This is a genomic window from Halobellus clavatus (genome assembly GCF_900107195.1).
Taxonomy (GTDB): Archaea; Halobacteriota; Halobacteria; order Halobacteriales; family Haloferacaceae; genus Haloquadratum; species Haloquadratum clavatum.
Map to the genome: position 1 here is coordinate 22074 of NZ_FNPB01000018.1, position 14608 is coordinate 36681.

The following is a 14608-nucleotide window of genomic DNA, read 5'->3' on the forward strand; positions in this document are numbered from 1 at the left end:
CCGCTCAGCGCCGCTCGACGAACGCCTCGGCGAGCCGGTCGCCGGCGCCGTCATCGGCCCGGAAGAACAGTTCGGGCTCGATGAGTTCGATCTCCACGAGGCGGAATATCTCGTCCCGAACGATCCCGTCGACGCGGGCGTACAGCGGCACCTGCCCCCGCAGTTCGGCCGTCACCGCGGCGACGACGTCCGCCGCCTGCTCGACGAGCCCCGCCTGTGGGGACTCGGCCGTCACGCGTCCGCCGTGTTCGGACTGCACGCGGAAATCGCCCGCCTCGGGGTGCTTCCGGACGGCGTGGCTGTACGCGCCGTCGAAGAAGACCAGCGACCACTCCCCCGCCTCGATCTCGTCGGCGAAGCGCTGGACTAACACGTCACGGCGAGCGATGAGGTCCTCGAACCACGTCTGGGCTGCGTCGGCGTCGGCCCGAGATATTCGCTTCGTCTCGAACGCTCCGGCACTCATCGCGGGCTTTACGACCACCTCGTCCCAGCCGCGATCGGCCATCAGCCCGTCGAGTGAGACGCCCGCGCCGCGATCGAGATACGCCGTCTGCAACGTCGGCACTCCCCGTTCGGCGAGGTCGCGGAGGTAGAACTTGTGGCTGTTCCACCGCAGCGTCCGGACCGAATTCCACACCGTCGTCGGCGCGCAATCGAGTCGGTCGAGCCACGCGTCGAACGCGTTCGCTCGCCGGTAGTAGTCCCAGATCGTTCTGACGAGGACCGCGTCGAACTCGCCCCACTCGACCGGTTCGTCCGACCAGACGACCGGCTCGGCGGTGATGTCGCGGGCCTCGAGCGCGGTTCGGAAGGCGTCCTCGTCGTCGATGAGCGACGGCAACTCGGCGGCGGTGGCGAGGGCGACGTCTGTCACGGCCCGGCGTCGGCCACCCGCGACGATAAGTGAGGCGATACACGTTTGTCATCCGGCCCGCCAGAGGACGTATGGACCCACGTGTCCGCGAACACGCGGAACTCCTCGTCGAGTGGAGCGCGCGGATCGAACCCGGAGATAACGTCGTCGTCAGCGTCGCCGAGGGAACTCACGACCTCGCGGTCGCCGTTGCGGACGTCCTCGGTGAGATCGGCGCGAACGTCGCGACGACCTACGCCTCCGACGAGGTCAAGCGCGCGTACCAGCGCGCGCACGACGGCGACTTCGAGACGCCGACCCACGAACGCGCGCTCTACGAGCACGCGGATTCGGCACTGTTCCTGAAGGGCGGCCGCAACACCTTCGCGACTGCCGACGTCGACGGCGAGACCCAGAAGGCCGCCAAACGGGCGAATTCACCGATTCGCGAGGCGCGTCTCGCGACCGACTGGGTCTCGACGCTCCACCCGACCCGGTCGCTGGCTCAGCAGGCAGAGATGGCCTACGAGGCGTATCAGGACTTCCTGTACGATGCGATCCTCCGGGACTGGGACTCGCTGGCGGCCGAGATGGGCCAACTCAAAGACCGACTCGATCAGGGCAGCGAGGTTCGACTCGTCCGTGGCGACGCCGAACTCACGATGTCGATCGAGGGCCGCACCGCAGTCAACTCCGCGGCTTCGGTCGCGTACGGCTCGCACAACCTCCCCTCCGGAGAGGTGTTCACCGCGCCCTACAACGTCGAGGGCGAGGTCCGCTTCGACGTGCCGATGACCATCTCCGGCTCCCGCGTGCGGGACCTCTGGCTGCGCTTCGAGGACGGTCGCGTCGTCGACTACGACGCGGCGGTCGGCGCGGCGACGATCGGCGACGTGCTCGACACCGATCCGGGAGCCCGCTCGCTCGGCGAACTCGGCATCGGGATGAATCGCGGCATCGATCGCGTGACCGGCAACGGGATCCTCGACGAGAAGATGGGCGATACGATCCACCTCGCACTCGGCCGCGCGTACGACGCGTGCGTTCCCGCGGGCGAGTCGGGCAACGAGTCTGCCGTCCACGTCGATCTCATCACCGACGTGAGCGCGGACGCGCGACTCGAAATCGACGACGAGGTGGTCCAGCGGAACGGCCGCTTCCGCTGGGAGGACGGCTTCCGGTCCGCGTAGGTATCCGAGCCCCGCGGATGGGGAGTCGCTTTCGACGTACTTTTTATCGGCGGCCGTCTCGATCCGTCTATGGCTGAATTCAAAGTCGTCGTCTCCGATCAGACCGGAGACACCCAGCAGTTCGAGGTCGACGGACAGGACGCGAACCGATTCCTCGGCCGCGAACTCGGCGATGAGGTCGACGGCGGTGCCGTCGATCTCGACGGACGGACGCTCGAACTCACCGGCGGGTCCGACGAGGCTGGCCGCCCGATGCGAGACGACGTGGCCGGCGCGGACCTGAAGGAACTGCTCCTCGAGGGCGGCGTCGGCTACAAGCCCTCGCGCGACGGCGAGCGCAAGCGCATCACGGTCCGCGGCCGACAGATCTCGGAGGCGACCGCGCAGGTCAACGCCTCGATCGTCGACGGGACCATCGCCGGCGAACCCGAAGAAGAGGAAGAAGCAGATGAGGCCGACGACGAAGCCGCCGAGGCCGACGAAGACGCTGCGGCTGACGACGAAGCGGACGCGGAAGACGAAGCGGACGCTGACGCGGACGACGAGTAACCCGTCCGTGTCCGAGCGCGTTCCGAGCGATCACGCCGCCGTGACGAACTTCCGGGCGACGCTGGCCCGTAGCGGCGGTACCAGACGACCCTGTCTCCGACTTCCCGACGACGCCGCGGTCGAGGCCGGCGACGTCGTCCGTCTCTTACTCGACGGAACGTCGACGCACGCCCGCGTCGAATCGGATGCCCGCGGTGCCCTCGTCCGGGGCGCGTACGACAACGAGCGACTGACGCGCGACCCGCCGGACGGCGAGAACCGGCTCGTCGAGTGGTGCCGGACGCACGACCGCGCCCCCGACGACGCGGTCGAACTCGACGAACTCGACCCCGGCTTCTGCTATGGACTCCGGGAGCCCGGCGACCGACTCGTCTACGACGTTCCCCGCCGGCCGAACGAATCGCTGCAGGACATCGCTTCTTCGCTCCGCGACTGACCCGCCGACCGTGCCCGCTGTGGCCGCGTGAGTAAGCCTTACCACGGCTCCGGCGCTCCATCTGGTATGAGTCAGGTGCCCGAACGCAGCGAGATCGACCCCGACTACAAGTGGGATCTCGCGAGCATCTACGAGGACGACGAGGCCTGGGAGGAGGCGTACGAAGCGGTCGACGCCCGCGTCGACGACCTTCGGGAGTACGAAGGCCACGCGACCGACGACGCCGAGACGCTCCGCGAACTCTTCGAGCTCCGCGAGGAGATCATGCGCGAGGTCGCGAAGGTGCGCAGTTACGCGAGCCTCCGGAGCGCCGAAGACACCCGAAATCAAGAGTACCAGGCCCTGCAGGCGAAAGCCGAATCGCTCTCGTCCTCGGCGCAGTCGGCGGCGAGTTTCCTCGAACCGGAACTCCAGGAACTCGACGAGGCGGACGTCGACTCGCTCATCGAGACAGAGCCGGCCCTCGCAGCGTACGAACACTACTTCGACGACGTGTTGCGGATGAAGCCCCACACCCGCTCTGCGGAGGTCGAGGAACTCCTCGCCGAACTCGGCGAAGTCGCCGGCGCGTCGTCGGACATCTACGGGATGCTCTCGAACGCTGATATGACGTTCCCGACCGTCGAACGCCCCGACGGCGAGGCGGTCGAGATCTCACTGGGTAACTTCACGAAGCTCCAGAAGCACCCGGATCGCGGCTTCCGTCGGGAGGTCTACGAACAGTTCTACGACGAGTGGGCCGAGGTGCGCAACGCCGTCGGTACGTCGCTGAAGAACAGCGTCAAGAAGGACGTGAAGTACGCCCGGGCACGGAACTACGAGACCGCCCGCGAGGCGGCGCTCAACGGGCCGAACGTCCCCGTCGCGGTGTACGACACGCTCGTCGATACCGTGCGGGCGAACCTCGACAGCCTCCACCGGCACACCGAACTGAAGCGCGACGCGCTCGACGTCGACGAACTGGAGATGTGGGACCTCTATATGTCGCTGACGGGCGACGAGGGCCCGGACATCCCCTACGAACAGGCCAGGGAGTACATCGTCGAAGCCGTCGCGCCGCTGGGCGAACCCTACCAGACCCGCGTTCAGAACGGCCTCGATTCGCGCTGGGTCGACGTCTACGAGAACCGCGGGAAACGCTCGGGGGCGTTCTCCGCGGGGACGTACGACACCCAGCCGTTCATCTCGATGAACTACCAGGACGACATCTCCTCGATGTTCACGCTGGCACACGAACTGGGTCACTCGATGCACTCCGAACTCGCGAAGGACGCCCAGCCGTGGCAGTACGCGGACTACACGATCTTCGTCGCAGAGGTCGCCTCGACAGTCAACGAGACGCTCCTCACGCACTACCTGCTCGAAACCCTCGACGACGACGAACTGCGGATGCACATCCTCGACGAGTACCTCGAACGGTTCCGCGCGACCCTCTATCGGCAGACGATGTTCGCGGACTTCGAGCTACAGATCCACGAGATCGCCGAAGCGGACGGCGCGCTCACGCCGGATCGCTTCGACGAATGCTACCGCGAGGTGAAGGCGGAGTTCTACGAGCCGGCCCGGATCGACGACCGGATCGCTCGCGAGTGGATGCGCATTCCGCACTTCTACTACAACTACTACGTCTACCAGTACGCGACGGGCATCTCCGCCGCGGTCGCAATCGTCGATCAGATCCTCAACGAGGGCGAAGACGCCGCCGCAGCGTACCGGGAGGCGCTCTCACTCGGCGGTTCGAAGTACCCGATCGAGGTGCTCGAGACCGCCGGTGTCGATATGACGTCCCCCGAACCGATCGAGTCAGCGCTGTCGGTCTACGACGACTACCTGGACCGGATGGCGGAGTTGCTCTGAGCCGGTCTCGGCTGTCGACGCTCCCTGCGTGAAGGGGCGCCGACACAAGCGGTAAATCGCTCGCGTCCAGCGATCCGATATGGACGCCAACCGCACCGCGCTCGACACGGCGGCGGACCTGCCGCTCGAAGACCTCTCGACGCGACTCTCCGGCGACGTCGTCACGCCGACGGACCTCGCATACGACGACGCGCGCCGCGTGTGGAACGGGATGGTGAACGCCTACCCGACCGCCATCGCGTACTGTCACTCCGTCGGCGACGTCGTCGCGAGCGTCTCGTTCGCCCGCGATCACGGCCTCGACGTCTCCGTTCGAAGCGGCGGGCACAGCGTCTCCGGCGCGTCGGTCGTCTCCGGGTCGCTCGTCGTCGACTGCTCGCAGATGGAGTGGGTCCGTATCGATCCCGACGAGCGGACGGCCCGCGTCGGCCCGGGAGCCACGTGGGGCACGGTCGACCGCGCCGCCCAGTCGTTCGGGCTCGCGACGCCCGGCGGCGTCTACACCGAGACGGGCGTCGCCGGGCTCACGCTCGGCGGCGGCACCGGCTACCTCTCGCCGAAGCACGGCTTCGCCGCCGATAACCTCCGCTCCATCGACGTCGTCACGGCTGATGGGGAACGGGTGACCGCCGACGCCGACGGGCGCGAGGACCTCCTGTGGGCCGCCCGCGGCGGCGGCACCGTCGGCGTCGTCACGGCCTTCGAGTTCGAGTTGCATCCGCTCGATCACGACGTCGCGTACTTCGAGTCGTGGCTGCCGCTCGACGAGGCGACGCCGTCGCTCCGGACGTATCGCGACTTCCAGCGGACGGCACCGGACGAGGCCTGCGTCTTCCCGTACTTCGGGTCCGTCCCGGCGACTGCGGCGTTCCCGGCCGACCGTCACGGCGACGACGCGCTGGTGCTCGCGGGCGCCTACACCGGCGTACCCGAGAACGCTCGCGAGGTGTGCGATCCGTTCGTGGCCCACGAAGCCGCGTTCGCGAGCACCTTCGACGCGATGTCCTACCTCGACCTGCAGTCGATGATGGACGACGACTTCCCGGATGGCCGACGCTACTACTGGAAGTCGGTCCCCCTCGCGACGCTCGACGACGGGACGCTCGAAGCCCTCAGTGAGGCGGCCGAACGCGCCGCTTCGACTCTCTCGACGATCGTCCTCTGGCCGATGCACGGCGCGGTCGAACGGATCGACACCGAGACGAGTCCGGTCGTCGGCCGTGACGCCGTGGCGGTGGCGAACGTCGAGGCCGCCTGGGACGATCCGCTGGCGACGACGGAGAACGTCGAGTGGGTTCGCGAGACCTGCCGCCGGCTCCGCGGCGACGGCGCGGTGTCCGGCACCTTGCCGAACTTCGCCGGTGGCACGGAACCGGACGCCGAGGACGTGTACGCGGAGAACGCCGCGCGACTCCGAGCGGTCCGCGAGCGCTACGACCCCACCGGCATCTTCACTCACGAGCGGGCGTGAGTGGGTCGGCGGCGGCCAGTGGAGTTACTCCCGGCGACAGACGGCAGCGTGACTCCTGGGCGTCTCCTGCGACGCAATCGCAGTGGCGAACAGTCGGCACCGCCGTCGCTTCGTGGCTCCCGCGTCGGTCTGCCGAGCGACCGCTGGCCGACGCGGGGTCGTTCTCAGGTCACAGGGACGCTGGTCCCGTCATCGGATATAAACCGTCGGCAGCGTAGCCGACAGTATAAGTGAGCCGACGCCTAACGCGTGGATATGAACTATCGGACACTGGGCGATTCCGACGTCGAAGTGAGCGAAGTCGGTTTCGGCGCGTGGGTCGTCGGCACCGACTGGTGGGGCGACCGCACGCGCGAGGACGCGATCGGACTGCTCCATCACGCGATCGACGAGGGCATCACCTACTTCGACACCGGCGACGTGTACGGTCACGGCGAGAGCGAGGAAGTTCTCGGGGAGGCGCTCGCCGACTACCGCGAGGAGGTCACTGTCGCGACGAAGGTGGGCTATGACTTCTACAACAACCCGCAAGCGGGGCACGGCGAACTCCCGAAGGAGATCACGGGTGAGTGGCTCCGCTCGGCGACCGAGAAGAGCCTCGACCGCCTGGATATGGAGTACGTCGACGTCCTTCAACTCCACAACGCCAACGTCGACGAGGTCGACGCCGACGTCCTCGAAACGCTCGACGAACTCCGCGAGGAGGGACTCGTCCGCGCCGTCGGCTGGGCGCTCGGCCCCTCGATCGGCTGGCTCGCCGAGGGCGATATGGCGATCGAAGAGGAGTTCGACTCCGTCCAACTCGTCTGGAACCTCTTCGAGCAGGAGGTCGGCAACCACTTTCTGGAGACGATCGAAGAGACCGACTCCTCGACCAGCCTGATCCCGCGAGTCCCGCACTCCTCTGGGCTGCTCAACGAGCAGGTGACGCCTGAGACCGGTCACGACCTCGACGACCACCGCGGCTTCCGCCCGGACGCGTGGTACGAGACGGGCTGGGAGAAACTCGAGACGCTGCGGTTCCTCGAACGGGACGGCGAGCGCACGATGGGGCAGGCCGCCATCGCGTACCTCCTCAGTTACGACGAGGTCGCCTCGGTGACGCCGACGTTCCACACCAAAGAAGACATCTCCGCGTGGGCGGCCGCGAGCGAGGTGCCGAAGCTCACCGACGACGAACTGGCGCGCGTCGCCGACCTGTATCAGACGAACTTCGATATCGACCGCGACGACGGGATGGACGAACTCCGGTCGTCGGTCGACGGCGAAGACATCCGCGCCGCCGGTATCGACAAGCGCGCGACGACGGGACCGCGGAACACCGCGTCGTCGGACTGACGCCGTATGAACGCTCGTCGCACCGCCTTTCTCGTCGCGACCGCGCTCGCTCACCTCGCGCTGACCGCGTGGGTCAGACGCGACGCGGACCGGCGAGGGATCGACCCCTCGCCGTGGGATGCGCTGACGCTCTTCACGGGCGTCGTCGGCGCGATCGGGTACCGGCGTCGTCGCTGAGCCCTTCGGTCTCGACCCGTCGGAGTTACTTCCCGACGTGCGGCCAACCGCTGGACTCGACGAACGACGACGCGCCGCAGGCTCCGCACGCTTCGGGCGGTTCGTAGCTGTGCCCACCGCTCTCGATATACTCCGCGACGGTCCCGGCGTGCGCGACTTGACATTCGGTGCAGACGTACAGATCTGGCTGCTCTGGTGAGTGTGCCATACGCCAGTTTGAACGTATACACATATAATAATTAACATTATTTGACTCACTCGGGTGAGCGCAATTCGGGGTGAATCGACCGCGGACGCCGAGGTGCCGGGCCGAAACGGCCGCTTCGAGTGTCGGTTGCGAACAGTCAGACCCGAGACACGCGAACCGCCGCTGGCGCGCGAACGGGAACCCCTCCGTTTCGCTTCGAAACCCGCAGACTGCATCGCGTCTGACGTTGCACTCGCAGTATTCGTGGAGTGGAAACGAACCCCTGAGCCGCGGGCTTACGCTAAGAAGACGTGTCGCGGCCGGTCGGCGAGCACGTCGCGACCCCACTCGACGGTCTCGCTGAAGTCCTCCGAGCGGAAGAACGCCATCGCGTTCTCACGGGAGTCCCACTGGCTGGAGATGAACATGTCGTTCTCGTCTTCGACGTTCACGAGCAGGTCGGTCTCCTGGTGCCCGTCCATCTCCGCGAGGACCTCGCCGACGTCGTCGAACGTGTCGTGGAAGTTCTCTCGGTACTCCGACTTCACCGTGTAGAACATTCCCATCGTTCCGAAGCCGGACTCTTCGCCGGCCCGAGAGACGATTCCGGGCAGTTCAGACAGGAATCCCGCGGCCGTCTCCGCGGCCGAAGCTGTGTCCCAGATGCTCACCACGGCGCTACGGTCCCGGTTGCGGGCCTCGTAGACCGCCGTCTTGACGTGCGTGCCGTAGTGCTCGAAGTTCCCGCGGAGCCCCTCGACCTCGTCGAACAGTTCGTCGGTGTCGGCCTCCGAGTACAGCACCGTCGCGTACACGTCTTCGCCGTGGGGCTGGCCGGCGTAGATGTCCATCTCGGACAGCTCCGCGCGGATGCTGTCTTCGTCTGCTCCCTCGCCGTCGTCGTCGTCGCCGTCGTCGCCGTCGTCGCCGTGGGAGTGCGCGCCGCCGTCGTCGCCGTGAGAGTGCGCGCCGCCGTGGGCGTGGGCCGACGCGCCGTCGTGTTCGCTCGTCGGGACCGCCTCTCCCTCCAGATATGCACCCAGGTCGGCGGGCGGGAAGCGGCGGCCGACGTAGAACTGGCCGAACTCCCCGTACTTCGAGGAGACTTCGTCGAAGCGCATGTCGTAGACGATGTCTTTGATGTGGGTCGGATCGTCCGAGAAGAGCGTCACGCCCCACTCGTAGTCGTCGAAGCCGACCGAAGACGCGATGACCTGCTTGATCTTCCCGGCGTACTCCTTGCCGGTCTCGGCGTGGGTCTCCATCATCTCCGCGCGCTCCTCGAAGTCGATGTCGTACCAGTTGTGTTCTTCCCCGCGGCGCTTGGACATCGGGTAGAACGAGACGTACTCGTCGTCGGGGATCTCGGGCTGCAGTTTGCCCTCCATGTAGTTCTGGAGTCCCTGATCGACGGAATCGGGATCGTCGAAGTACTCCGGCGTCGAGTACCCCGAGATCTCCGTCACGGAGACGTACGAGGTCGGCTGGGTGGTGAAGCCGGCCAGCGCGGTCCGCTCGAAGGCACGTTCGGCGCGCGAGAGGTCGTCGAGCGTCGGTCGGAAGTGTACGACGAGGAGGTCGGCCTTGTGGCCGAGGACGGAGAAGACGGCTGATGCGCCCTCGTCGCTGTCGGCGACTTCCTCGTGTCTACGGAGGTGTTCCGTCCCTTCCGCGATCGCCCGCTCGCGCTCGTGCTCCGGCGCGTCGCGCCACGCGTCCCAATCGACGGTGCGGAAGTCGTGCAGTACGAACCAGCCCTCGTCTGTCGGTGGGGCCTCAGGCATACTCTTCTCTTACTCGGCCTCCCGTATGGGCGTTGCGAGTCACTCCCACGTCCTGGGAACGGTGCGCTACTCCGTCGAGTCCGTGTCGGCGGACTTCGGGGTCGTGTGGAACGTCTGCGGCGGGAACAGGAAGCCCCACAGCGCGCCGACAGCGTGCAGGAAGATCACCAGTGGTGACAGCACGAGTACGGGCAACGCCTGCGCCCGGTAGTCGTAGTATCTGACGCCCGCGACGACCCAGACGGCCGCGAGCACCAACAAGACCCACGTGACCGCGCGAAGCGGTTCGAGAATCGGGAGTTCGAGCGGACTCACTGCCAGCGGGAAGGTGAGAACCAACAGGATCGGGCTGAATCCCCAGACGACGTTCCGGACGGTCAAGAGTATCTGGTGGCCCAGCGGGAGGTACTCCTCGCTCCGGATGGTCCCGACCAGCCAGCGGCGTCGCTGGTCGAACATCTCGGTGAGCGAGAGGGGCGATTGGTTCCTGAATCGCGTCTCGACGACCTCGAAACTGGCCCCGTTCTCCACGGCGAACCACATAAAGACCGTATCCTCGATCAGCGTATCGAAATCCCAGGTGATCGTGTCCTCGACGGACTTCCGGACGGCCAGCCCGCCGCCCCAGGAGTACAGCGGGATCGTCGCTTCCGCGTAGCCGAGTTGTTCGAGTTGGAACCCCATCCGGAGGATCTCAGCCCAGTAGGTCCACCATGAGTCGGTCTTCATCGGCCACTCGCGGAACTGTACGAGGTCGGCGTCCGGCAGTCCGTCGAACTCGGTCACGAGCGTGTCCTCGTCGAGGTAGAGCACATACTCCCGGTCACACGGCACGTTGCGGCGGGCCCACTCTAAGGCCCGTCCCTTGTTGGTCGCGACGCACTCGAACGATTCGGGGACGACGTGTACCGTCGCGCCCGTGACGTCGATGTCCGACTCTGCGATCACGTGCCGGTCGGTCAGCGAATCGGGGAGGTGATCGATCGTCCGCTGAACCGTCCCTGTCGCGTCGACTGTCAGGATCCTGACCTGGACGTCGTCGGCCCCGTACTCGATCGGTGGCTCCCCGCTCTGCCATCCCAGCGCGAGGTTGAACAGCCACACCACGGCGGCGACGAGATACAGCACTGCGAAGACCCACAGTCCCGCCGTGATCCCGCTCTGGATCGGCGGCGGGATCGAGACGCCGACGAGACTGAGTGCGACCGAGCCCGCCATTCCGACGAGTAAGAGTACCAGTCCGACCGCCAGCACCCGGTCGGGTTCGACCGGATACTCCCTTTCGATCTCGACCGGGACGCGCGATCCGTGTTCGCGGGGATCCTCGCCGAACTCCGGCAACGGATAGGTCTCGGGATCGATCCACGAGACCAGGTTCTCTGGGCTGAGCCGACCACCCCACGAGTACCCGTCGTCAGCGTCGGTGTCACCCCGTTGCGCCGGGGTCTCCTCGACACGCTCTTCGGTCGTCGTCGACGCGTCGGCGTCGTCTGCCATCGAGTTCGCTCTCTGAGAAGATCCCCCAGGAGATAAACGCTGTCGTCGCGTCCGGTCGGAACCGACCCACTGCTTCGGTTACCCGCCGAGGATCGTCGGTCCGAACACCAGCAGCAGCAGCGACGCGAGCATCGTCAGCCCCACGCCGGTCGTGATCGTGGTGACCACCCGGTCGCGATCGTCGATCGGTAACCGCGAGACGACCGTCTCGACGCTCGCTCGGAGGATCCGCCCGCCGTCGAGTGGATAGCCTGGAATGCAGTTGAACAGCCCGAGTTGCAGATTGATCCACGCCGTCCAGAAGGCGACGTTCGCGAGCAGGAACACGCCCGTCCCGAGGAACTCGAGCGTCCCCGTGATCGCATAGAAGTTGTGGACGTTCCCCGTGAATCCGGGGAAGTTCGGGATCCCGAGCACGAGCGATGCGAGCGGCAGGACCAGCGAGACGTACACCGTCGCGAGCGGCGAGTCTCCGATGGTTCCCGCGAGGCCGGTCGCGTCGGGTCCGCCGTCACCGCCGAGCAGTTCGAGGTACGTTCCCGCCGGATAGGACTGGACACCGAAGTCCGTCACCAACAGCCCGCTCGTCCCCGGGAAGATGTTCACGCCGAGGAATCCGTTGCCGTCCTGCTGGCTCGTTCCGAGCGTCACGTCGTACGTCTGGAACGACCCGTCCTGATACACTTCCACCGCGACAGTCTCTCCAGGTTCGGTTCGGTCCAGGGCCTGCGTGAGTTCGGTCGACGAGACGATGCGCTGACCGTCGATCGCCGTCACGATCAGCCCCGGTTCGGTGGGGGCCCCCGACTGCGCCAGCGGACCGTCCTCAACGACCCGTGTGAGGTACGCGCCGATCGGGATCGTGACGGTCCCTCGTTCGGTCGTGACCGTCGCGAATCGGTCCTCGCCGACGGCCGCGGCGAACCCAGAGCGGGTGTAGACCGCGGTCCCGTTCACGCGCGTGACGCTCACCGGATCGTCTTCGACGCTGATGTCCGCCGGGTTCCCGGCGACCGAGCCGGCGATCATCAACGACCGCTCGACCGTCACGGTACGCGCGTCCCGGTCTGCGGCGCTATCGCCGCCGTCGAGTTCGACCGAGACGCTCCGTGCGTCGGTCCCGAGCAGCGCCGCGTCGAGCGAACTCTCGTTTCCGACGGGGACTCCGCCCACAGCAGTGATCCGGTCGCCCTGTTCGACGCCGGCGGTCGCCGCGGGCGAGCCGTCGTATGCGCCCTGGACGGCCATCCCCGGCGCAACGCCGATGCTGCCGACGATCGGGCCGAACAGGAGCACGAACGCCACGAACGTGATGAAGAAGTTGTTCGTCACGCCGGCGGAGAACATTCGCGTCCGGCCGCCTCTGTCCGCGTTCTGCTGGCTCTCTTCGTCCGGTTCGACGAACGCACCGAGCGGGATCACCGTGAAGAGGAAGACCCCCATCGACTCGATGTCGATCCCCTCGACGCGACAGAGGATGCCGTGCCCGCCCTCGTGCACGACGAGGCCGACAAGCAGCCCGAAGACGATCTCCGGCGCGACAGAGAGCGGCAGGAAGTCGTTGACGCCGGGAATCACGAGGAAGTTCTGCGGTTGGTTCACCTGCGAGGGCGCGGGGGGATTCTGCACGATCGCGATCCCCTGCAGCAGCAAGAAGAGGAACATCCCCGCCATTATCACGAGCGCGGCTCCGACGCCCAGGTTCGTCCACGCGCGCCAGAACCGCTTCGGCGTTGCGATCCAGTCGATGAGATCGCGCCCCCGTTTCGTGTGTATGGTCGTGAACGGCCCCCGAATCTTCACCGAAGCGGGCACGAGCCCGCGCTGTGAGAGGAAGAACGCCCCCGCCGAATAGGCGGCGAGGCCGACGAGCACCCACAGAAGCGTATTCATCGTCAGACCAGAGGGGTCCGGTGCGGAAATGTGTTATTACCCCACCTTGTTATTCCGCCGGGCGCGCCGACGCGGGAACCGGGTGGACAGTCCCGCCAGCGACCGACGTACTGCTCCGGTCTCTTCCGCTCGCGAACGGGTCGTACACCGTAGCTATTTTTTCCGTGAATAAATAGTCCCGTCGTAGATGCCGACACGTCGCCGCGTCCTGCTTTTCGGTGCGACCGCCGCCGTCGGCGGGGTCGGGTATGTCACCCGACGCGACGCCGCCGTGCCAGCGTCCGCGGTCTCGGCCGTGACCGACCGGCTGGATCCGACGTGGCAGTCGGTCTCCGACGGCCCGTGGAACGTCCGCTGGGAGGTCGCCGTCGACGGACCGCCGACAGCCACCGCACAACTGTCGGACGGTTCGGTAGTCGTCGCCGGGACGCAGTCAGCGGCGGAGAACGCGCCGGGATGGTTCTCCGAGATCGACGCCGACGGAGCCGTCCGTACTGCGCGAACGCTCCCACGGACGACGTCGAACGGACCGCCGTCGGCGATACTCCCCACGGCCGATGGGGTACTGATCGGCGGCGACGATGACGGGGATGCAGCGTGGGTCGTCGCGCTGACCGACGAGGGCGCAGACCGATGGGAGAACCGCTACCAGCCGGCGGGTGGCTCCGGCCGTGCTCCGCTCGCGATTCTCCCCACTCAGTCGCCGGATGCCGCGTACACCCTCGTATCACAGCGCGAATCGTTCGACGACTGGCGCGACTCGGCGTGGCTCCTCGGGGTGGACGCGAACGGCCACGTCCGCTGGAACCGAACCTACGACGCCGACGTCTCGTACGTCGACGGTGCGTGCGCACTCGACGCCTCGACGTCCCTTCTCGTGGGCAGACTCGACGGTACCGACGGCGTCGAGTCGCCGGCGGGCGCTCTCGCCATCGAACACGGCGGCGTCGCGTGGCGTCAAACGTACCCCGCGAGCGTGCTCCGGGACGTCGCGCCCGCAGTTGCGGACGGCGCGGCGGCCGTCGCCGTCGGACGGGCCGACCGCCGTGACCGCGACGATGTCGGGGTGATCGCTCGCCTGAGCGAGCGAGGTCGCGTACAGTGGTGGCGAACACTCGGCTCGGACGAGGGCGCTCTCACGATGCACAGCGTCCAGCCGACGACACAGGGCTACCTGCTGGCAGGGCTCGTTCGACGGGACGACCGGGACGACGTGCCGTTCTGCGGGCTGTTCGAGCCCAGCACCGGCCGCTGTCGGTGTTATCGCTTCGACCGACAGCGGGGTGCGCGGCCCGTGCTCGTCGGTGACCAGTTGCTGTCCGTCAGCGAGACCGCAGCGGGGACCGTGATCCGATCGCTCGGGAGGACGTGAT

At 67.0% G+C, this 14608-nt stretch carries 12 protein-coding genes and 1 pseudogene; 8 read left to right on the plus strand and 5 right to left on the minus strand.

From position 1 onward, the window contains the following. Positions 1–4: 4 nt before the first annotated feature. Positions 5–877 carry an ATP-grasp domain-containing protein gene (locus tag BLU74_RS17075; protein WP_089769533.1) on the minus strand — a complete coding sequence of 291 codons (873 nt, stop codon included), beginning with the start codon at positions 875–877 and terminating at the stop codon, positions 5–7. A gap of 71 nt (positions 878–948) precedes the next feature. Here BLU74_RS17075 and BLU74_RS17080 point away from each other — a divergent pair, with 71 nt between their 5' ends. From BLU74_RS17080 to BLU74_RS19115, 7 genes and pseudogenes are all read left to right on the plus strand, one after another. After that, on the plus strand, positions 949–2046 hold the full coding sequence (locus BLU74_RS17080) for an aminopeptidase (protein ID WP_089769535.1): 1098 nt from the start codon (positions 949–951) through the stop codon (positions 2044–2046). Positions 2047–2115: 69 nt separating this feature from the next. Then, positions 2116–2508 (plus strand): annotated as a pseudogene (locus BLU74_RS17085) (30S ribosomal protein S6e); the annotation flags it as partial. Positions 2509–2602: 94 nt separating this feature from the next. Beyond that, positions 2603–3031, plus strand: a complete 429-nt coding sequence (locus tag BLU74_RS17090) for a DUF7112 family protein (RefSeq protein WP_089769538.1) — start codon at positions 2603–2605, stop codon at positions 3029–3031. A 66-nt stretch (positions 3032–3097) separates the two neighbouring features. Next, entirely contained in the window at positions 3098–4888 is a 1791-nt protein-coding gene (gene pepF / locus BLU74_RS17095) for an oligoendopeptidase F (protein ID WP_089769540.1), read from the plus strand. A 79-nt stretch (positions 4889–4967) separates the two neighbouring features. Continuing rightward, positions 4968–6359: an FAD-binding oxidoreductase gene (locus BLU74_RS17100; protein ID WP_089769542.1), complete on the plus strand. Its 1392-nt coding sequence runs from the start codon at positions 4968–4970 to the stop codon at positions 6357–6359. A gap of 255 nt (positions 6360–6614) precedes the next feature. Continuing rightward, the gene (locus BLU74_RS17105; RefSeq protein WP_089769544.1) at positions 6615–7697 is read left to right on the plus strand and encodes an aldo/keto reductase; all 1083 of its coding nucleotides are present in this window, start codon (positions 6615–6617) and stop codon (positions 7695–7697) included. Between the two features lie 6 nt (positions 7698–7703). Beyond that, on the plus strand, positions 7704–7874 hold the full coding sequence (locus tag BLU74_RS19115) for a hypothetical protein (RefSeq protein WP_175454694.1): 171 nt from the start codon (positions 7704–7706) through the stop codon (positions 7872–7874). A 25-nt stretch (positions 7875–7899) separates the two neighbouring features. Here BLU74_RS19115 and BLU74_RS17110 read toward each other — a convergent pair whose 3' ends face one another. The 4 genes from BLU74_RS17110 to BLU74_RS17125 form a co-directional block, all read right to left on the minus strand. Next, positions 7900–8082 (minus strand): hypothetical protein, encoded by a 183-nt coding sequence (locus BLU74_RS17110; protein WP_089769546.1) that lies wholly within the window; start codon positions 8080–8082, stop codon positions 7900–7902. Between the two features lie 275 nt (positions 8083–8357). Beyond that, complete coding sequence (locus BLU74_RS17115) at positions 8358–9845, minus strand: heme-binding protein (RefSeq protein WP_089769548.1); 1488 nt, start codon at positions 9843–9845, stop codon at positions 8358–8360. A 66-nt stretch (positions 9846–9911) separates the two neighbouring features. After that, positions 9912–11342 carry a glycosyltransferase family 2 protein gene (locus BLU74_RS17120; protein ID WP_089769550.1) on the minus strand — a complete coding sequence of 477 codons (1431 nt, stop codon included), beginning with the start codon at positions 11340–11342 and terminating at the stop codon, positions 9912–9914. 78 nt (positions 11343–11420) lie between these two features. After that, a complete protein-coding gene (locus BLU74_RS17125) occupies positions 11421–13235 on the minus strand; it encodes a site-2 protease family protein (RefSeq protein ID WP_089769552.1) in 1815 nt (604 codons plus the stop codon). Positions 13236–13422: 187 nt separating this feature from the next. Here BLU74_RS17125 and BLU74_RS17130 point away from each other — a divergent pair, with 187 nt between their 5' ends. Further along, positions 13423–14607: a hypothetical protein gene (locus BLU74_RS17130; protein WP_089769554.1), complete on the plus strand. Its 1185-nt coding sequence runs from the start codon at positions 13423–13425 to the stop codon at positions 14605–14607. The last annotated feature ends 1 nt before the right edge of the window (position 14608 follow it).